This is a genomic window from Serratia montpellierensis (assembly GCF_020858655.1).
Lineage (GTDB): Bacteria > Pseudomonadota > Gammaproteobacteria > Enterobacterales > Enterobacteriaceae > Serratia > Serratia montpellierensis.
In genome coordinates this window covers 514,304-529,643 of sequence record NZ_VOSN01000013.1, presented here as the reverse complement: position 1 = coordinate 529,643, position 15,340 = coordinate 514,304, and the positions used below count along the sequence as shown (strand labels likewise).

Here is a 15,340-nt window from a genome sequence, read left to right as displayed (position 1 = left end):
CAGCATCGCGCGGGAAGGGGATCAAAAGTCTGAGTATTCGCTGGCCGGTAACCAAAAGCCGTCGATAAACTCTTCCATGGGATAACAGCCGGCGTGGCGCAGGTTCTGCTCTTTCATCGCCACCAGGCATTGCGGTTCATCGCGCAATATATCGACCACCATTTCACTGCAGCCGCCATCCAGATAACAGACAAACATCACCAATGCGTACATCGTTGCATGCCTCCTTCGTCGAACCGCCCTGTAGGCAACAGTGTAGGTAAAAAAGCGCGATTTTTCAGCATCATTGCGTGACAAATCGCCATTGAGACGCTGCTGACGGCACTTTCGGAATTCTCTAACCATTTCTGACGCCGGGAGCGGATGGCATATCCTTTTGACGATGCTAAGCTTAACAAGCCTTACTTCAATGCATCAGTGCAACCATCAAAAGGAGTGAATATGGGCTTGTTTAACTTCGTCAAAGAAGCGGGCGAAAAACTGTGGGACACCGTCACCGGCAATGCCTCCGCCGAAGATCAAAGCGCCAAACTCAAGGAGCATCTCGATAAGAGCGGCCTGCCGGGCACCGACAAAGTCGATGTGCAGGTGGTCGATGGTAAAGCGGTGGTGACCGGCGATGCCGTCAGTCAGGAGCTGAAAGAGAAGATCCTGGTGGCGATCGGCAACGTGGCCGGCATCAGCGGCGTGGAAGACAAGGTGGCGGTGGCGCAATCCGACGCCGAGAGCCGCTTCTACACCGTGAAGAAGGGCGATACGCTGAGCGCTATCTCCAAAGAGATGTACGGCAACGCCAATTTGTACAACAAGATTTTCGAAGCCAACAAGCCGATGCTGTCGAGCCCGGACAAGATCTATCCGGGTCAGGTATTGCGTATCCCGCAATAATCTGTCTCTCTGCCAGAGCCCGGTTGCGTACCGGGCTTTTTTTTGTCCTCTGTAATCGCCATCTCTTATTTCCCTGCGACCTCAATGCCGGTTACATTTACGCTGTGTACCCGCTCGCTCGCCGGCAGGCACGGTGTTGACCCTGATGGGGAAAGTTGATAGCGTCATGCCCCGGTTGAGGCCGGAACGCCCAAGGTGGTAACGTTAACGCCTTATACTGAGGGGCCTTTTGCCCCGCCCAACAGCAATGCAGCAGTTGAACGAGTGAAAACTGATTTAGTGAAACAACAGCGTAACGCCTCAACGGATAAAAACTATCGAGAAACCTTGGGTGATGCGCAATTTGCTATCGTCGTGTTGGCGGTGGCGTCCTGCTCACTGATTATCTTTACGCTGGCGGTCACGCTGTGGGTGACCTGACGCGATTAACTAGGGGAGATAAAATGGAGCCTAATCTCCATGATGAAACCAAACTGCTGGCGATTATCGGCCTGTTGGTTTCCGTGCTGCTGGTGGTATCAATTCTCTTTGGCGTGACCTATTTCTCCGATCTCAGGCACGCACACGACGATGTTGACATCAAAAGCTGCTATATCAAAGCGTCCTAATCCGCGCGAATGCGCCTGAGCGCCGCCGCTCTGTGAGGTGAACAGTCCTGTGTTAAGCTGGGACGGTTATCCCTTGGCGAATCGGCGCTATTCAGGAGGTCTTTGCGATGAGTCAGTCCCGTCCTACGCTCTCTTCACCTTCACGCGAGTGTCCCGTCGTTGACGGCGTGCGCCAGATCCAGCGTATTGCCGTGCGTAACGCCGAAGTGGGGGGCATTCCGATCCACCGCGCGCTGCCAACCCGGGAAAGGCGTACCGTCGGTGCCTGGTGTTTTCTCGATCACGCCGGGCCGACGGTATTTAACGGTACCTCGCCCGGCATGGATGTGGGGCCGCATCCGCACATCGGTCTGCAAACGTTCACCTGGATGATCGAAGGCGAAGTACTGCACCGCGACAGCCTCGGCAGCGAGTAGGTGATCCGCCCGGGCCAGGTCAATCTGATGACCGCCGGGCACGGCATCGCACATACGGAACAGTCGGTGGGCGAACCGCGGCGATTGCATGCCGCACAATTATGGATTGCGTTGCCGGCCGAACATGCCGATATGGCCCCGCGTTTCGATCATTACCCCGACCTGCCGCAGTGGCAGAATAACGGCGTGAATCATCGTTTGCTGGTCGGGGAATTTGGCGCTTATCGTTCGCCGGTATTTACCCTCTCGCCATTAATTGCCATTGATATGGAATGGCAGGAAACGGCGACGGTGCAATTGCCGCTGCGCGATGACTATGAAATCGGCTTTTTGCCCCTGATGGGGGCATTCGAACTTAATGGTGAAACCTTTTCACCTGACGAATTTGCCTATTTGGGCATGAGGAATAACTCTATTGAGTTAAATGCACAGAAGGGCAGCCGGGGATTATTAATTGGCGGCGCACCGTTAAACGAAGAGATCCTTATCTGGTGGAACTTCGTTGGCCATACCAAGGCTGAAATTACTCGGGCCCAGCGTGATTGGGAACAAGGGACGTCGCTTTTTCCGCCGGTGAGCGGTTATTCCGGCGAGCGAATGACCGCGCCACGCCTGCCCTGGAGCGATGTTTGATAGCGTTAGGATATAATCGCCGCGATTATTCGGCTTATTTCGCTATAATAAGCCGAAATTACTGTGATCGCGGCTCCAGCTTTACCACAGAATAAGGTTTATCGGCAGAACAGTGATCTGGCGCATATAATGACAATGAGAAGAAGTTTAGGATAATCCTCAGGAAGTCAGGTTGTCTCCCGTTAGTCAGATGTCAGTGAGGTCATTATGAGCCAGGTACTCTATCGTGCAAGACTGTCCCATGTCGTGATTGCCACGGCGCTGTTTTGGGTCTCTGTCGCGGCATTGTTGGTCGCCGTATTAAACTAACCTCAGACAATGACTCCTGCATAAACCCGCTTCGGCGGGTTTTTTTATCGCCATTGTCTGACGATAGGGGCTACGCGCTTATACTTAATGGCATCTTCAATAAGCGATAGGACAATCATGAAGCTGTTTGCCGATATTTTGCTGTTGTTCATTGCGGCGCTCCACCTGTATATCCTGGTATTGGAAATGTTCCTGTGGCGCACGCCGCTCGGCAGACGCGCATTCGGTACGACGGCGGAATTCGCCGCGGCCACGCGGGTATTGGCCGCCAATCAGGGGCTGTACAACGGTTTTCTGGCGCTGGGACTGGCATGGGGCTACTGGCGCGAGGACATGGCGATGCAGCTGTTCTTTCTCGGGTGCGTGTTGGCGGCCGGGGTGTTCGGCGGGCTGACCGCCAGTCGCAAGATCCTGTGGGTGCAGGCGCTGCCGGCCTTGATCGCGATGCTGGCGGTATGGGGGACACGTTAACCCGCCGGTTTACGGCGGGCGTCAGGCGGATTTTTGGTGAATGACATGCAACGGCGGGTCGATGTGCAGATCGACGCTCAAATCCTGGCGGAAATCATAAGGCGTGATATTAAAACGCTTTCTGAACATGTAGGTGAAATGGGACTGTGAGCCGAAGCCAAAGTCCAGGGCGATATCGAAGATCGACGCTTCACTGCTGCGCAGTTGGTAAACCGCGCCGGCCAGGCGGCGTTCGCGAATGTATTTGCCCAGCGAAATCCCTGTCGCTTCTTTGAACAGCTTCTGCATGTGCCACAGCGAGTAGCCGGAGTACTCGGCCAGCTCTTCGAGATGGATCACTCGTCCAAGGTGAGTTTCGACCCATTTGCTGAGGGCGCAGACCAATGAGAGATGGTGTTCTTGTATCATCAGTGCGTCAGTGTGAGATCTACATAGCGGTGAAGTATACACAACTTGCCGCCGCGGACAAAAACGCCGCCGGTGACGGGGGCAATTATTCGGAAAAACCGTTCAACCACAGCTTGTCAGTAGAAAGGAAAAACGGCTAATCTGAGACTGTCGCCGCCGCGGTGGGTGACGCGGAGAAGGCCACAACAAGTAACCGCCAAAGCAGAGTCAGCCGTAACAACTCAACGTTGATGGGGTGATCGCATGTTAATGACAGTGATTATTACTCTGGTTGTAATCGTGGGCGTCGGCGCTTTTATGGCGATGCCGGTGATGAGCATGAAAAATGCGGAAGGTGTGGGAGGTGAAGAACCGTGAGAGCAAGAGACATTGCGCGCCGCTGAGCGGGGCGATCGCTAATCGGGAAAGCCTGGGTCAGAAACCCGGGCTTTTTGTTGCGTAGCCGCTCAAACGTTTTTGCGCTCGACGGTTTCCTCTCCCCAATAAAGCTGATCGGCGGTGGTTTTGGCAAAGGCCTTCTCCAGCGCTTCGTCGCTGCCTTCTTCCCAGATCTTCTGTGCCAACACTTCGTCGTTCCCTGCCAGTTCAAAAATAGCTTCGGCGATTTCCACCGAAGTTTCACGCACTGTCGCCCAGGATTTCACATTGTGATTCGCCATAACTTTCTCCTGTTGGTTGTGGCTTACGGGTGGCTTTTGCCACCGTCATGCTGCAAGTATAGGCTAATCCACCACGGGCTTTTGCCTGGCGGTGCGCAGAAGGGGGAAAAAGGCGGGGAGAGCGGGCAATGGTGCAGGCGGCGTGCTATTCTGTGCGGCGTTTGAATCAAGAGGAAAAGTTATTATGTCTGACATGCTGAGCAACGAGCAGGAACTGGCTTCCGATCTGGTCGCTTGCCAACTGGTCATCAAACAGATTCTGGACGTTATCGACGTGATTGCGCCGACCGAAGTGCGCGACAAGATGGCGGGTCAGCTTAAAAGCATCGATTTCTCCACGCATCCTGCAGGCGCCGATCCGGTGACCCGCCGGGCGATTGACAAGGCGATTGCGCTGATCGAGTTGAAGTTCACCCGCAGCTGAGGCGGGGCCGCCGCAGAGCGGCGGCGTCGGACGGTGGCGGTTAATCCACCACCGTTTCGATTTTCTTGAACAGCGGGCAGTCGGCTACGCCGATGAAACCGTTGTCGCCATTGACGTACTGGGCGATCGCCACATTGCGCGCCGTCAGGTATTTGCACTGCAATCCCAACCCGCCAACGTTCTTGTTGCTGCCTATCAGCACGCCGTAGCCCGAGATCAAAAACCCACCGTAAATGACCGCCAACACCACTACCCACTTAATCAATCTGCTCATTGCGCTTCCTCATTATCCCTGAGGGTTCATCTAGCCATGACCGGCGCGCGACGACAAGGGTAACAGTCTGAAAACCGGACGATAGCCAGAAATCTAAACGACAAGTTAAACTTCGTTTAACTTCGTTGTGATAACATGCGCGATAGATTACCCAGATAACAATGAGGCTGCTAAATTTGTTGCGAAAAAAAATCCTCGTGATAATGACGGCCGTCGCTGCCTGCCTGTTTTTCTACCTGTTGGCGCTGGACAGTTATTGCGACGATGGCGGAAACTTTGCGCTGGGCATCTGCTCGGTAACGCGCTTCGTGCCCTGGTAAGCAATTTTTGGCAGGGATGTTCGCACGGCCGTCGCGAGTGTTAAGATGGCGGCCTGAATGTCGCAGTAGATAGGGTTGTCCATGTACGATTTAGGTTTTGGCCAGAACGGCCTGTTGTCGCTGGCCCTCGCCGCCGTGGCGTTACTGGCCGGGCTGTGGGTTTGGTTTCTGGTGAACCGCGCCAGCGTGCGCGCCAACGAGCAGATTCGTCTGCTGCAGGAGATTGCCGAGCAACAACGCCAACAAACGGCGCTGTTGAAACGTCTGGCGCACCGCGCTCGCGCTGATGGCGGCGATGCTGCTGACGACGACGATCTCAGCCCCGCGCTGGATTTCAAAGGTTTTATCCCCGAACGTTGAGCATGATGCTCCGGCCGGCGGCAGCGCCGCCGGAGTGCCTCAGTAAAACACCATTCCCTGATACGGTTTTTCCCGGCATGCCGCCAGGCGGCTGGCCAGATCGCCGACATGGATCTCCAACTGGTGTCCGTCAGGATCGAGAAAATAGAACGATTCGCCTTCGCTGCGATTGCTCTTCCACTCTTTGACGCCGTTCTGGCGCAGCCGCGCGCTGACCTGCTCAATGTGCTCCGGCGCTGCGCTGAAGGCGTAATGGGTGTAATCGCGCGCGCTTTGCTGCGCCCGGGCCTCATCCCGCGACAGACACAGCCACAACGCTCCCAACGAAAGATAAGCGCCGTCTTGCCAGCGGGCGTGCGGGATAAACCCCAACAGATGACGATAAAATTCGAAGCTGCGATCGAGATCGCTGACGGCAAGCGTCAGGTGATTGAGGCCGGTCAACATGCATGCATTCCCAGGGCGTTGAACAGAGGGAAAAGTGTACGCAGGCGCTGGGGAAAGATAAAGAGGGCAAAGCATTAGTAGAGATAATGTGAAAACCGGCGACGCTGTCATAAAACTGTCGTACAGACATCGTAATGTAGCGCGAACCTTACGAAAGATGGATAAAGCCGATGATTAAATGGTACGAAGAAAGCGATGCCGAAGTGAACCGCAGCATCGCGCTGCTGACCGGAGAGAACCCGGACAAGTGGTATCCCTACGGTGGCGTGAAAGGTAAAGATTACTGCAAGAATCCCTCCGATGCCTGGCCGATCATTTGCGCCAACAAAATCAGTCTGAACCCCGATAACCAAAGCGACAGCCCGCAATGGCAGGCGCGCATGAGCACCCAGGGCGGTGAATGGCAGGCGGACAGCGCCAGCCCGCTGCGCGCGGCGATGATCTGCTTTCTGATGAGCCGGCAGGCTAACTGATTCGAACAATACCGGTGATTGGTAAGAGTTTCTCCTTTTTCTAATAACAGAGCTGTCGTTGGCGGAGGCTGTTTATGAAGCGCATTATCAAAGGTGATAAAAACTTGTCTCATCTGGTGATTGCCCATGCGGCGATCGATCGTCATGCCGAAAGCTTCGGCCAGCGCCGTCAGGGCTGGCCCTCGACCTACCTGATAAAATATCAAAACGATCGCGTGGCGGTGGAAGTGGTCACGCGTAGCCAATCTTATGTCGCCACGCTGATGATCGGCGCGCGCAACCTGACCAAACTGTGCGGAATGCCTGGCTAAACGCTGCCTTATCCGCTTTCTCACGGTAAAAAAATCGCGCTCCGGCCTGTCGTCTCGGGGCGCTTCTCCTTGATGCTCACGGGGTTAAGTGTTAAAAAGCCGCCCGCAGATACATTTATTGATTGGTGAAATCTTGGCCGATAACGGCAAGGGTGTATGCCATATGAGGATGAGATGGGCGGTCAGCATCAGGATACCCCGCTAAAACGCGGTTTAAAAAACAGACACATACAGCTTATTGCCCTCGGGGGCGCCATCGGTACCGGTTTATTTCTCGGCATTGCGCAAACCATCAAAATGGCCGGCCCCGCCGTGCTGTTGGGCTACGCCATCGGCGGCTTTATCGCGTTTTTAATCATGCGCCAGCTGGGCGAAATGGTGGTGGAAGAGCCGGTCGCCGGATCTTTCAGCCACTTTGCCTATAAATATTGGGGCGATTTCGCCGGTTTCCTTTCCGGCTGGAACTACTGGGCAATGTTCATTTTGGTCGGTATGGCGGAATTGACCGCCGTCGGCATCTACATTCAGTACTGGTGGCCGGAAATCCCCACCTGGGCCTCCGCCGCGCTGTTTTTCGTGCTGATCAACCTGATTAACCTGGTGAACGTGCGCCTGTACGGCGAAACCGAGTTCTGGTTCGCCATCATCAAAGTGGTGGCGATTGTCGGCATGATCGTGTTCGGTGCCTGGCTGTTGGCCAGCGGCAACGGTGGCCCACAGGCCAGCATCACCAACCTGTGGCAGCAGGGCGGCTTTATGCCGCACGGCTTCTCCGGGCTGGTGATGGCGATGGCGGTCATCATGTTTTCGTTCGGCGGGCTGGAAATGGTCGGCATCACCGCGGCGGAAGCCGCCGACCCGCGTCGCAGCATTCCCAAAGCCACCAATCAGGTGGTGTACCGCATTCTGATCTTCTATATCGGCTCGCTGACCGTGCTGCTGTCGCTCTATCCGTGGGGGCAAGTGGTGGAGGGCGGCAGCCCGTTCGTGTTGATCTTCCATGCGCTGAACAGCAATCTGGTGGCGACCGTGCTCAATGTGGTGGTATTGACCGCCGCGCTGTCGGTCTACAACAGCGGCGTTTACGCCAACAGCCGCATGCTGTTCGGGCTGGCCAGCCAGGGCAACGCGCCGCAGGCGCTGACGCGTGTGAATAAACGCGGCGTGCCGGTGCTGTCCATCGCGCTGTCGGCGTTGATTACCTCGATCGGCGTGCTGATTAACTACCTGATGCCCGGTAAGGCGTTTGAGCTGCTGATGGCGCTGGTGGTTTCAACGTTGGTGATCAACTGGGTGATGATCTGCCTGGCGCACCTGAAATTCCGCGCTGCCAAGAATCGTCAGGGCGTTATTCCCAGCTTTAAGGCGCTGTGGTATCCGTACGGCAACTACCTGTGCCTGGCGTTCCTCGGCCTGATTCTGGTGATTATGTATTTCAGCGAAGGGATCCGCATTTCGGTGTTGCTGATGCCGGTGTGGATTGCGGTGCTGTGGTGCGGGTTTATGCTGACGCGCCGTAAAGGCGCCAAGCGCTAAACGGTATGCAGCGGAGGCGTAGTCTGCGCCTCCGCGCTTTTCTCGTCAGCCGCGCGGCATAAAGGCGCGCCCCTCAGCGTGACCCCGCCCCAGCAGTTTCCGGCACAGCAGCAGCAACGTGCTGATCACATCGATGGCCACCACGCTGAGCATCAGCAGGGTCAGCATGAAAAACCCGAGCAGCGAACCGCCCAGCAGAACCAGTGGCGCCGGTACGCGCAGACGGCGCAGCTTCATGGCGAAATACATTTTCCAGTATTGCTTCTGCGCCAGCAGCGCGCTGCGAATACGGCGCCCCAGGCTTGAGCCTGATTTGCGGGATGTAGAACGACTCATAACTTCTCCTTTTCTGTATGCCCTACAAGTCAATCACAAAGATCTTAAGAGAGTCTTAACGGGCTCTTGGCGGCCCTGGCAGTCTCACCGGAGTGAGACACCAGCATACGGCAAAAGGTCCCGCAATGCAGCGCACGGCTGATGAAGTGCGAGCTTCATCGGATTTGTTACACTGAAAGTCACGCCCGCGCAGGGGGCGCAGCGGTCAGGAGAAGGGACTGGATGAAGAGAATCAATCGTTATTACGACGCGGCCAAGGCGCATCACACGCCGGAGGGATTTCGCAACCCGGAACCTTCGCGGCGGCAGGAGGGCGACCTGCAGCGTTGGCAGGATGAACGCAAGCGGCAGGGGCTGCCCAAGCCGCCGCAGCAGGGGTACGCGCAATTTACCGAACGCTGGTGGCAACCCGCCGATCTTAGCGGCAGCGATGACAGCATCTGGTGGCTGGGGCATGCCTCTATGCTGCTGCGGCTGAGCGGCCGCTATATCCTGATCGATCCGGTGTTGTCCGAGCGCGCCTCGCCCCTGAGCTTTTACGGCCCGAAGCGCAGAACGCCGGCGCCGCTGACGGTGGAGCAATTGCCGGCGGTGGATGCGGTGCTGATCTCCCATAACCATTATGACCACCTCGACAGGCGCACGGTGCGGCAATTGGCGCGGCGCTTCCCGCTGGCCGAGTTCGTCGTGCCGCTGGGATTGAAGCGCTGGTTCCGCCGCTATCGGCTGAAGGTGCATGAACTGGACTGGTGGCAGAGCCTGTCATTGGGCGAACTGACGGTCTACGCCACCCCGGCGCGGCACTGGAGCATGCGCACGCTGTGGGATCGCAATCGCTCGCTGTGGTGCGGGTGGGTGATCCATCATCCGGCGCTGCGGTTTTATTTTTCCGGCGACAGCGGTTATTCGGAACGACTGGCGGAGATCGGTCAACGATTGGGGCCGTTCGACGTGGCGGCGCTGCCGATTGGCGCCTATGCGCCGCGCTGGTTCATGCAGGAGCAGCATATGGATCCGCAGCAGTCGGTGACGTTGTATCGCGAGCTGAACCAGCCGCGCGCCATTCCCATCCATTGGGGGGTATTCGAACTGGCGGATGAATCGCTGGACGAACCGCCACAGCAGCTGAACCTGGCGCTGAACGAGGCGGGGCTGGAACAGCATCAATTCCACCCGTTGAAGATTGGCGAGCGCATCGCATTACAGGACTCGGAGCCTGCGTTAACGAATGAGCCGGCGGCGTAGCGGGCGGAATAAAACCAACGGTTTGAAAGCGCGGCTGTAATTAGCAGAATTGATAAGCATGGGTGGTGATTCAAATAACCCCCCTGTTTTCAGGATTTAATTCAACGTTGAACTTTCTTTATGGATAAGATTATTCCGGCTATTGGGGTTAACGGCATTCGGATTATTTATGATGAAACAACAGGCCAGCGGGAGATGCACCAGCGCGTTGCATGCTTATGCATCCGTTGTGCCGGGCGGGGCGTCATCGCTCGCCTGGGCGCTGCTCCTGCTCGCGCGGTTTGGCGGTAGCGCTGAAGGTTGATGATGATGCGCTTTCCGGCGGTAAATGGTCGGAGCAGCGATGAATAAATTGGCCCCCGTTCATCGATATTCAAATGTTGCATATCAAATTCCATAAAGATTCAAATTTTTTAACGCTATAAGCGGCAAAAAAGCGGAAATGACGAGACGGGCATGCGACAAAACGATGAAAGTTTTGTTAAAACTCCACCAGAATGCGGGGTCTGGCGCGGTGGTTTTGGCAAGCAGAAAATAGCCGATGCTTCAACATCTTTTAGCCTATTTAAGCAAATGTGGCTCTCGACCGTTTCAAATATGTGCGACATGTCGTTCAGTGATTAAAAATGGCTTGCCATCGCATACAGAGTATGTGATAACGCATCTGGGTAAAACGAGGTACAGTTCTGTATATGTGTGGCATTTTCAGTAAAGAAGTTCTGAGTAAAGACGTTAGCGTTGAATACCGCTTCTCTGCCGATCCTTATCTTAGTGCCTCAAGCAGTAACGACTCTAGTTTGTCTATGTAACGCCCTCGGGCGGTTTAAACAATCCAAAGGAAATACTCAAGATGGCAAAGATCAAAGGTCAAGTTAAGTGGTTCAACGAGTCTAAAGGTTTCGGTTTCATCACCCCGGCTGACGGCAGCAAAGACGTGTTCGTACACTTCTCTGCAATCCAGGGTAACGGCTTCAAAACCCTGGCTGAAGGCCAGAACGTTGAGTTCGAAATCCAAGATGGCCAGAAAGGCCCATCTGCAGTAAACGTTACTGCTATCTAATCAGCGTCAGCTGTACAAAAAGCCCGCCTTTGCGCGGGCTTTTTCGTTTCCGTTATCCGGCGGCGATGACGATGCCGGCATACTGGTTGCGGCCTTTGATTCCCGGATGCGTCGGATCCTGCGTGCGCCGATGGCTGTTGCGGCGATAGCTGGTGTATTTGAAGCGCTGTGGCCGCTGCGGGTCGATATCCGGCGTACAGATAGTGCAGCTGCCTGCGCGGTCAACGGCAGCGAAGCCGAGCGCCGTCAGCTTGTATTCGGCAATCGCGGCCAGATCCAGATGCCGATAATGCGGGCTGATCAGCGTGGCGGGCAGCGGCAGGCGCTGTTTAAAATTCTCCACCAGCGCTTCATCGACTTCGTAGCAGCACGGGCCGGCGGCGGGGCCGATAGAAACAACCCAATCGGCGGTGTCGCCGTCCTGGCGAATGCGGGTCGCCATCTGTTCCAAAATACCGTCCAGCAGCCCGCGCCAGCCGGCGTGTACCGCCGCGATGGCGCTGCCGTCGCGGCGGCTGAACAGCACCGGCAGACAGTCCGCCGTCAGTACGCTGAGCAGAATGCCGGGCTGGCGAGTGTAGAAACCATCGGCTTCACCGCACGCCTGCGCCGGTTGCAGCACGTCGACGATGCGAGTGCCGTGTACCTGCTTTTTTTCCGGCAGCGTGGCGCTGTAGGGCAGCAGATGCCCTGGCAGCAGCGCGAGTTTGCTGCCGAAGCCGTGCTGAATGTGAGGCACCGCATCGAGCAGCGCGGAACGATCGCTCATAAGTTATTTTCACCTGCGTGAGAAAACAGACTCTCAGTGTAGCCAGCTTTTTCCCCGCTTGGCCAGGCGTTGTTGGCGACGAAAGCGAGCGGGGATGCGCCTTGCATCAAACCGGCGCCTTCTTTAGACTAGCCGCGCCCTGTCTTTCTGGAAGCCCATTCATGTCTTATCAATGCCCCCTGTGTCATCAACCGCTGCATTTTTCATCACAACACTGGCGTTGCGACGGCAATCATCAGTTCGATCAAGCCAAAGAGGGCTACGTCAATCTGCTGCCGGTACAGCACAAGCGATCGAAACAGCCGGGAGACAGCGCGGAAATGATGCAGGCACGGCGTGCGTTTCTCGACGGTGGATATTATCAACCATTGCAAGAGCAGGTGGCCGAGTGGCTGGATTTGGCGCTGGCAGCCGATGCAGGCGCGTTATTGGACATCGGCTGTGGGGAAGGGTATTACACCGCCGCCGTAGCCGCACGGCTGGCGCAGGCGCGCAATATGGCGGTCTATGGGCTGGACGTCGCCAAGGTGGCAATCCGCTATGCCGCCAAACGTTATCCGGCGGTCTCGTTCTGCGTCGCCTCCAGTCACCGTTTGCCGTTCGCCGACGGGGCGCTGGATGCGGTCTTGCGCATTTATGCGCCTTGCAAGGCGGAGGAGTTGGCGCGGGTAGTGAAGCCGGGTGGCGTGGTGGTGACGGTTTCGCCGGGCCCGCGCCATCTGTACCAGCTGAAAGAGCAGGTATACTCACAGGTGCAGCTGCATGCCGAGCAGGACGAACAGTTCGCCGGATTCGACTGCGAGCGTAAAGAGGCGCTGGCCTATACGATGACCCTACCGGGTGAGCAGGCTGCCAATCTGTTGCAGATGACGCCGTTCGCCTGGCGTGCCACGCCGGAGGTGCAGCAGCGGTTGGCCGAGGGCGGCGAGTTCGTGTGCGAGACGGATTTCGTCCTGGCGTTGTACCGACGTCGCGCCTAAGGGGACTTGAACTCAAAAACAAAAAAACCTGCCGCGGCAGGTTTTTTTGCAGAGTCATCGCCTCAGGCCAGGTAGCCGAGGTGCTCCAGCAGAATGTTGACGCCGATACCGATCAGCACCACGCCGCCAAGGATCTCGGCGCGTTTGCCGAGCAGCGGGCCGATAAAGCGGCCGATCATCATGCCCAGCGTCGCCATGATCATGGTGGCGCAGCCGATGGCCATCGCGGTATGCACGATGTTCACCTGCAGGAAGGCCAGACCGACGCCGATGGCCATCGCGTCGAGGCTGGTGGCGATGGCGGTGGCGACCAGCAACCAGAAGCCATGACGTTTGACCTTCTCTTCTTCATCGGGCTTGTTACGTACCCCTTCGACGATCATGCGCATGCCGAGAATGAACAGCAGCGAGAAGGCGACCCAGTGGTCCCATTCCATGATGTATTGGCTGGCGAACAGGCCGATGGCCCAACCGATGAGCGGGGTGATCGCTTCGACCACGCCGAAGATCAGGCCGGTGCGGATCGCTTCGCGGAAACGGGGTTGATGCAGGCTGGCACCTTTGCCGATCGACGCGGCGAAAGCATCCATGGACATGCCAAAAGCGAGAATGAGTGTTGCTGAAAGGTTCATGTGAAATAGCCTCGGCCGGGTGGCTCCATATACACGTAACCCACCCCCAACCAAACGACGGAGTTACGTGTCTATGGTCTCGCCAACCTTACCTGGCTGCCCGCACCACGTTTCATACGGCGAAACGAGTATGTTGATACGGGCGTTTCTGGCGTTTTATTCTCCAGAAACCGGCTACTCCCCAATGACGGCGCAACCATACCATATTATTTCCGCCACCGACAACATTATTCTAGAATAATGTTTGTTCTTAATTGAGACTCGTTTTCATTAATCTAAGTTCATGCGGGAATATAATGTAGACGTGGGTAACAATGTTGCAGAAATAATAGTCAGAAAAGAAATGGCGCTGCCGATTAATTATCCATAAGCAGCGCAGGGTTTGAGCAGTAACGGAGAGGGTTTTTCTTTATTTATTGATTATCAACGAAAAAATGATAAATCTTCTCCAGGTCGTCCAGGTGCGTTACCTGAACCAACAACCTGCGCTGTTCCAGGTCGACGGCCAGGATGCCGTCCTCCGATAAATTCATGGCTTTAATGCGGTTATATTCGACAAACACATTGGCGAAGAAAAAACCTTGCGCTTTAAACACCATTTTTGGGGCGCGAATATAAGAGATATAGATCGCGAGCAGCGCCAAAGAAATAAGCAAATAGGTGGTTAATACCGCACCGTTGGTGGTGACGTTGCGGTAAATCAGAATGGCGATCAGGCCGACGAAAATCAGGCTATCGAGGCGGTTACGGCGTTTGAGCGGCACTTTGAGCCGCGTTTTGCCTTTCAGCAGATCCATGCCGAATTCGTCGTACAGCGAATACAGCAACAGCAGGGCGATAAACAGCATCAGTACGGCGTCGGTCAGTGACATTTCTTGCTCCACACATAAAAAAGCCGGGGGTTGCCCCCCGGCCGTTTCTAACGATTACAGGCCCAGCAGGCCAATCCAATAGCCAAAGATACCGATGACGAAGAAGCCGATGATGATCCACAGCGCGTTAACTTTCTTGCGCAGCAGCCACATACAGGCGAAGGTCAGCAGCAGCGGCACCAGGCCCGGCATCAGTTGGTCGAGGATGGTTTGCACCGTGGTGACGTTGGTATGCCCGGTCTGGTCGGTGATCTTGGACACCACCAGCGGGATATTCACGTGCGTCCACTTGTTGACCAGCGCCCCCATGACAAACAGGCCGAGAATGGACGCTCCTTCAGTCAGTTTCTGCAGGAAACCGCCGCCCATGTCGTTGACGATATCCACCCCTTTACGGTAACCGTAGGCCACGCCGTAGTAACGGGTCAGCAGGCGCACCAGGTTGAACAGCACGAAGAACAGGATCGGTCCAAGCAGGCTTCCGCTCATGGCGATGCCGGCGCCGAGCGCGGCGAATACTGGCCGCACGGTGCCCCAGAAGATCGGGTCACCGACGCCCGCTAACGGCCCCATCAAACCGACCTTGATGCCGTTGATTGCGGCGTCGTCGATCGGCGCGCCGTTGGCGCGTTGCTCTTCCATCGCCATGGTTACGCCGAGCACCGGCGCCGCCACGTAAGGGTGGGTGTTGAAGAACTCAAGGTGGCGCTTGATCGCTTGTTTGCGATCGTCATTGTTTTCCGGATACAGGCGGCGGATCACCGGCACCATCGAGAAGCAAAAACCCAGCGCCTGCATGCGTTCGAAGTTCCATGAACCCTGGAACAGGTTCGAGCGCAGGAATACGCCGCGAATATCGGCCGGCGTGAGTTTCTTTTGAGCAGTTGTATCAACCATTTCTCTCACCTA

General features: G+C 56.1%; 25 protein-coding genes, 1 pseudogene and 1 riboswitch. Of the genes and pseudogenes, 16 read left to right on the top strand and 10 right to left on the bottom strand.

Annotation, left to right across the window (positions count from 1 at the left end):
- Positions 1–21: 21 nt before the first annotated feature.
- The gene (locus FUU19_RS14340) at positions 22–213 is read right to left on the bottom strand and encodes a YdfD/YebW family protein (RefSeq protein WP_004934567.1); all 192 of its coding nucleotides are present in this window, start codon (positions 211–213) and stop codon (positions 22–24) included.
- Between the two features lie 228 nt (positions 214–441).
- Here FUU19_RS14340 and lysM point away from each other — a divergent pair, with 228 nt between their 5' ends.
- The 5 genes and pseudogenes from lysM (at position 442) to FUU19_RS14315 (ending at position 3,325) form a co-directional block, all read left to right on the top strand.
- The gene (lysM, locus tag FUU19_RS14335; RefSeq protein WP_016927389.1) at positions 442–888 is read left to right on the top strand and encodes a peptidoglycan-binding protein LysM; all 447 of its coding nucleotides are present in this window, start codon (positions 442–444) and stop codon (positions 886–888) included.
- A 264-nt stretch (positions 889–1,152) separates the two neighbouring features.
- Positions 1,153–1,308, top strand: a complete 156-nt coding sequence (locus FUU19_RS14330) for a hypothetical protein (RefSeq protein ID WP_016927390.1) — start codon at positions 1,153–1,155, stop codon at positions 1,306–1,308.
- Between the two features lie 23 nt (positions 1,309–1,331).
- Entirely contained in the window at positions 1,332–1,496 is a 165-nt protein-coding gene (locus tag FUU19_RS14325; RefSeq protein WP_164491940.1) for a hypothetical protein, read from the top strand.
- 107 nt (positions 1,497–1,603) lie between these two features.
- A pseudogene (locus FUU19_RS14320) lies at positions 1,604–2,545 on the top strand (pirin family protein).
- 426 nt (positions 2,546–2,971) lie between these two features.
- Positions 2,972–3,325: a DUF1304 domain-containing protein gene (locus tag FUU19_RS14315; RefSeq protein WP_141968290.1), complete on the top strand. Its 354-nt coding sequence runs from the start codon at positions 2,972–2,974 to the stop codon at positions 3,323–3,325.
- A gap of 21 nt (positions 3,326–3,346) precedes the next feature.
- Here FUU19_RS14315 and FUU19_RS14310 read toward each other — a convergent pair whose 3' ends face one another.
- Both FUU19_RS14310 and FUU19_RS14305 read right to left on the bottom strand, forming a co-directional pair.
- On the bottom strand, positions 3,347–3,733 hold the full coding sequence (locus FUU19_RS14310) for a helix-turn-helix domain-containing protein (protein ID WP_004927697.1): 387 nt from the start codon (positions 3,731–3,733) through the stop codon (positions 3,347–3,349).
- A 446-nt stretch (positions 3,734–4,179) separates the two neighbouring features.
- Positions 4,180–4,392 (bottom strand): YccJ family protein, encoded by a 213-nt coding sequence (locus FUU19_RS14305; protein WP_004927694.1) that lies wholly within the window; start codon positions 4,390–4,392, stop codon positions 4,180–4,182.
- Positions 4,393–4,576: 184 nt separating this feature from the next.
- Between FUU19_RS14305 and FUU19_RS14300 the strand changes: the two genes are divergently transcribed.
- Positions 4,577–4,816, top strand: coding sequence for a DUF2766 family protein (locus FUU19_RS14300; protein ID WP_141968292.1), 240 nt, complete (start codon positions 4,577–4,579; stop codon positions 4,814–4,816).
- A gap of 40 nt (positions 4,817–4,856) precedes the next feature.
- On the opposite strand, the gene FUU19_RS14295 is transcribed toward FUU19_RS14300, so the two are convergent.
- A complete protein-coding gene (locus FUU19_RS14295; protein ID WP_049202099.1) occupies positions 4,857–5,090 on the bottom strand; it encodes a YobH family protein in 234 nt (77 codons plus the stop codon).
- Positions 5,091–5,266: 176 nt separating this feature from the next.
- On the opposite strand from FUU19_RS14295, the gene mgrB reads away from it, so the two are divergent.
- On the top strand, positions 5,267–5,410 hold the full coding sequence (mgrB, locus tag FUU19_RS14290) for a PhoP/PhoQ regulatory lipoprotein MgrB (protein ID WP_016927395.1): 144 nt from the start codon (positions 5,267–5,269) through the stop codon (positions 5,408–5,410).
- An 81-nt stretch (positions 5,411–5,491) separates the two neighbouring features.
- Complete coding sequence (locus FUU19_RS14285; RefSeq protein ID WP_141968296.1) at positions 5,492–5,770, top strand: YebO family protein; 279 nt, start codon at positions 5,492–5,494, stop codon at positions 5,768–5,770.
- A 39-nt stretch (positions 5,771–5,809) separates the two neighbouring features.
- Here FUU19_RS14285 and fos read toward each other — a convergent pair whose 3' ends face one another.
- Positions 5,810–6,217: a fosfomycin resistance glutathione transferase gene (gene fos, locus FUU19_RS14280; RefSeq protein WP_230490881.1), complete on the bottom strand. Its 408-nt coding sequence runs from the start codon at positions 6,215–6,217 to the stop codon at positions 5,810–5,812.
- Between the two features lie 170 nt (positions 6,218–6,387).
- On the opposite strand from fos, the gene FUU19_RS14275 reads away from it, so the two are divergent.
- From FUU19_RS14275 to FUU19_RS14265, 3 genes are all read left to right on the top strand, one after another.
- Complete coding sequence (locus FUU19_RS14275; RefSeq protein ID WP_004927682.1) at positions 6,388–6,690, top strand: phage protein NinX family protein; 303 nt, start codon at positions 6,388–6,390, stop codon at positions 6,688–6,690.
- A 74-nt stretch (positions 6,691–6,764) separates the two neighbouring features.
- Positions 6,765–7,001, top strand: a complete 237-nt coding sequence (locus FUU19_RS14270; RefSeq protein ID WP_004927680.1) for a DUF4060 family protein — start codon at positions 6,765–6,767, stop codon at positions 6,999–7,001.
- 174 nt (positions 7,002–7,175) lie between these two features.
- The gene (locus FUU19_RS14265) at positions 7,176–8,537 is read left to right on the top strand and encodes an amino acid permease (RefSeq protein ID WP_025303166.1); all 1,362 of its coding nucleotides are present in this window, start codon (positions 7,176–7,178) and stop codon (positions 8,535–8,537) included.
- Positions 8,538–8,582: 45 nt separating this feature from the next.
- Here the strand turns inward: FUU19_RS14265 and FUU19_RS14260 are convergent, their stop codons facing one another.
- Positions 8,583–8,873 carry a hypothetical protein gene (locus FUU19_RS14260; protein WP_025303165.1) on the bottom strand — a complete coding sequence of 97 codons (291 nt, stop codon included), beginning with the start codon at positions 8,871–8,873 and terminating at the stop codon, positions 8,583–8,585.
- A gap of 222 nt (positions 8,874–9,095) precedes the next feature.
- Here FUU19_RS14260 and FUU19_RS14255 point away from each other — a divergent pair, with 222 nt between their 5' ends.
- From FUU19_RS14255 to cspE, 4 genes are all read left to right on the top strand, one after another.
- Entirely contained in the window at positions 9,096–10,118 is a 1,023-nt protein-coding gene (locus FUU19_RS14255) for an MBL fold metallo-hydrolase (RefSeq protein WP_230490882.1), read from the top strand.
- A 456-nt stretch (positions 10,119–10,574) separates the two neighbouring features.
- On the top strand, positions 10,575–10,742 hold the full coding sequence (locus tag FUU19_RS14250) for a hypothetical protein (protein WP_185742283.1): 168 nt from the start codon (positions 10,575–10,577) through the stop codon (positions 10,740–10,742).
- Between the two features lie 68 nt (positions 10,743–10,810).
- Positions 10,811–10,927, top strand: coding sequence for a DUF2627 domain-containing protein (locus FUU19_RS14245; RefSeq protein WP_002211058.1), 117 nt, complete (start codon positions 10,811–10,813; stop codon positions 10,925–10,927).
- Between the two features lie 41 nt (positions 10,928–10,968).
- Positions 10,969–11,178, top strand: a complete 210-nt coding sequence (cspE, locus tag FUU19_RS14240) for a transcription antiterminator/RNA stability regulator CspE (RefSeq protein ID WP_002221949.1) — start codon at positions 10,969–10,971, stop codon at positions 11,176–11,178.
- A gap of 52 nt (positions 11,179–11,230) precedes the next feature.
- On the opposite strand, the gene pgeF is transcribed toward cspE, so the two are convergent.
- The gene (pgeF, locus tag FUU19_RS14235; protein WP_230490883.1) at positions 11,231–11,947 is read right to left on the bottom strand and encodes a peptidoglycan editing factor PgeF; all 717 of its coding nucleotides are present in this window, start codon (positions 11,945–11,947) and stop codon (positions 11,231–11,233) included.
- Between the two features lie 161 nt (positions 11,948–12,108).
- Between pgeF and rlmA the strand changes: the two genes are divergently transcribed.
- Entirely contained in the window at positions 12,109–12,927 is an 819-nt protein-coding gene (gene rlmA, locus FUU19_RS14230) for a 23S rRNA (guanine(745)-N(1))-methyltransferase (RefSeq protein ID WP_197833691.1), read from the top strand.
- A gap of 62 nt (positions 12,928–12,989) precedes the next feature.
- On the opposite strand, the gene mntP is transcribed toward rlmA, so the two are convergent.
- The 3 genes from mntP to FUU19_RS14215 all read right to left on the bottom strand — a co-directional run bounded on the left by mntP (position 12,990) and on the right by FUU19_RS14215 (position 15,328).
- Complete coding sequence (gene mntP, locus FUU19_RS14225) at positions 12,990–13,559, bottom strand: manganese efflux pump MntP (RefSeq protein ID WP_025303161.1); 570 nt, start codon at positions 13,557–13,559, stop codon at positions 12,990–12,992.
- Between the two features lie 11 nt (positions 13,560–13,570).
- Positions 13,571–13,754: riboswitch (yybP-ykoY riboswitch) on the bottom strand.
- A gap of 218 nt (positions 13,755–13,972) precedes the next feature.
- Positions 13,973–14,431: a DUF986 family protein gene (locus FUU19_RS14220; RefSeq protein ID WP_197833692.1), complete on the bottom strand. Its 459-nt coding sequence runs from the start codon at positions 14,429–14,431 to the stop codon at positions 13,973–13,975.
- Positions 14,432–14,485: 54 nt separating this feature from the next.
- A complete protein-coding gene (locus FUU19_RS14215; RefSeq protein WP_015378157.1) occupies positions 14,486–15,328 on the bottom strand; it encodes a PTS mannose transporter subunit IID in 843 nt (280 codons plus the stop codon).
- Between the last annotated feature and the right edge of the window lie 12 nt (positions 15,329–15,340).

Coding starts and splice junctions, on each gene's coding strand:
- FUU19_RS14340 (WP_004934567.1), bottom strand. CDS start 213: ATGTACGCATTGGTGATGTTTGTCTGTTATCTGGATGGCGGCTGCAGT.
- lysM (WP_016927389.1), top strand. CDS start 442: ATGGGCTTGTTTAACTTCGTCAAAGAAGCGGGCGAAAAACTGTGGGAC.
- FUU19_RS14325 (WP_164491940.1), top strand. CDS start 1,332: ATGGAGCCTAATCTCCATGATGAAACCAAACTGCTGGCGATTATCGGC.
- FUU19_RS14315 (WP_141968290.1), top strand. CDS start 2,972: ATGAAGCTGTTTGCCGATATTTTGCTGTTGTTCATTGCGGCGCTCCAC.
- FUU19_RS14310 (WP_004927697.1), bottom strand. CDS start 3,733: ATGATACAAGAACACCATCTCTCATTGGTCTGCGCCCTCAGCAAATGG.
- FUU19_RS14305 (WP_004927694.1), bottom strand. CDS start 4,392: ATGGCGAATCACAATGTGAAATCCTGGGCGACAGTGCGTGAAACTTCG.
- FUU19_RS14300 (WP_141968292.1), top strand. CDS start 4,577: ATGTCTGACATGCTGAGCAACGAGCAGGAACTGGCTTCCGATCTGGTC.
- FUU19_RS14295 (WP_049202099.1), bottom strand. CDS start 5,090: ATGAGCAGATTGATTAAGTGGGTAGTGGTGTTGGCGGTCATTTACGGT.
- FUU19_RS14285 (WP_141968296.1), top strand. CDS start 5,492: ATGTACGATTTAGGTTTTGGCCAGAACGGCCTGTTGTCGCTGGCCCTC.
- fos (WP_230490881.1), bottom strand. CDS start 6,217: ATGTTGACCGGCCTCAATCACCTGACGCTTGCCGTCAGCGATCTCGAT.
- FUU19_RS14275 (WP_004927682.1), top strand. CDS start 6,388: ATGATTAAATGGTACGAAGAAAGCGATGCCGAAGTGAACCGCAGCATC.
- FUU19_RS14270 (WP_004927680.1), top strand. CDS start 6,765: ATGAAGCGCATTATCAAAGGTGATAAAAACTTGTCTCATCTGGTGATT.
- FUU19_RS14265 (WP_025303166.1), top strand. CDS start 7,176: ATGGGCGGTCAGCATCAGGATACCCCGCTAAAACGCGGTTTAAAAAAC.
- FUU19_RS14260 (WP_025303165.1), bottom strand. CDS start 8,873: ATGAGTCGTTCTACATCCCGCAAATCAGGCTCAAGCCTGGGGCGCCGT.
- FUU19_RS14255 (WP_230490882.1), top strand. CDS start 9,096: ATGAAGAGAATCAATCGTTATTACGACGCGGCCAAGGCGCATCACACG.
- FUU19_RS14250 (WP_185742283.1), top strand. CDS start 10,575: ATGCGACAAAACGATGAAAGTTTTGTTAAAACTCCACCAGAATGCGGG.
- FUU19_RS14245 (WP_002211058.1), top strand. CDS start 10,811: ATGTGTGGCATTTTCAGTAAAGAAGTTCTGAGTAAAGACGTTAGCGTT.
- cspE (WP_002221949.1), top strand. CDS start 10,969: ATGGCAAAGATCAAAGGTCAAGTTAAGTGGTTCAACGAGTCTAAAGGT.
- pgeF (WP_230490883.1), bottom strand. CDS start 11,947: ATGAGCGATCGTTCCGCGCTGCTCGATGCGGTGCCTCACATTCAGCAC.
- rlmA (WP_197833691.1), top strand. CDS start 12,109: ATGTCTTATCAATGCCCCCTGTGTCATCAACCGCTGCATTTTTCATCA.
- mntP (WP_025303161.1), bottom strand. CDS start 13,559: ATGAACCTTTCAGCAACACTCATTCTCGCTTTTGGCATGTCCATGGAT.
- FUU19_RS14220 (WP_197833692.1), bottom strand. CDS start 14,431: ATGTCACTGACCGACGCCGTACTGATGCTGTTTATCGCCCTGCTGTTG.
- FUU19_RS14215 (WP_015378157.1), bottom strand. CDS start 15,328: ATGGTTGATACAACTGCTCAAAAGAAACTCACGCCGGCCGATATTCGC.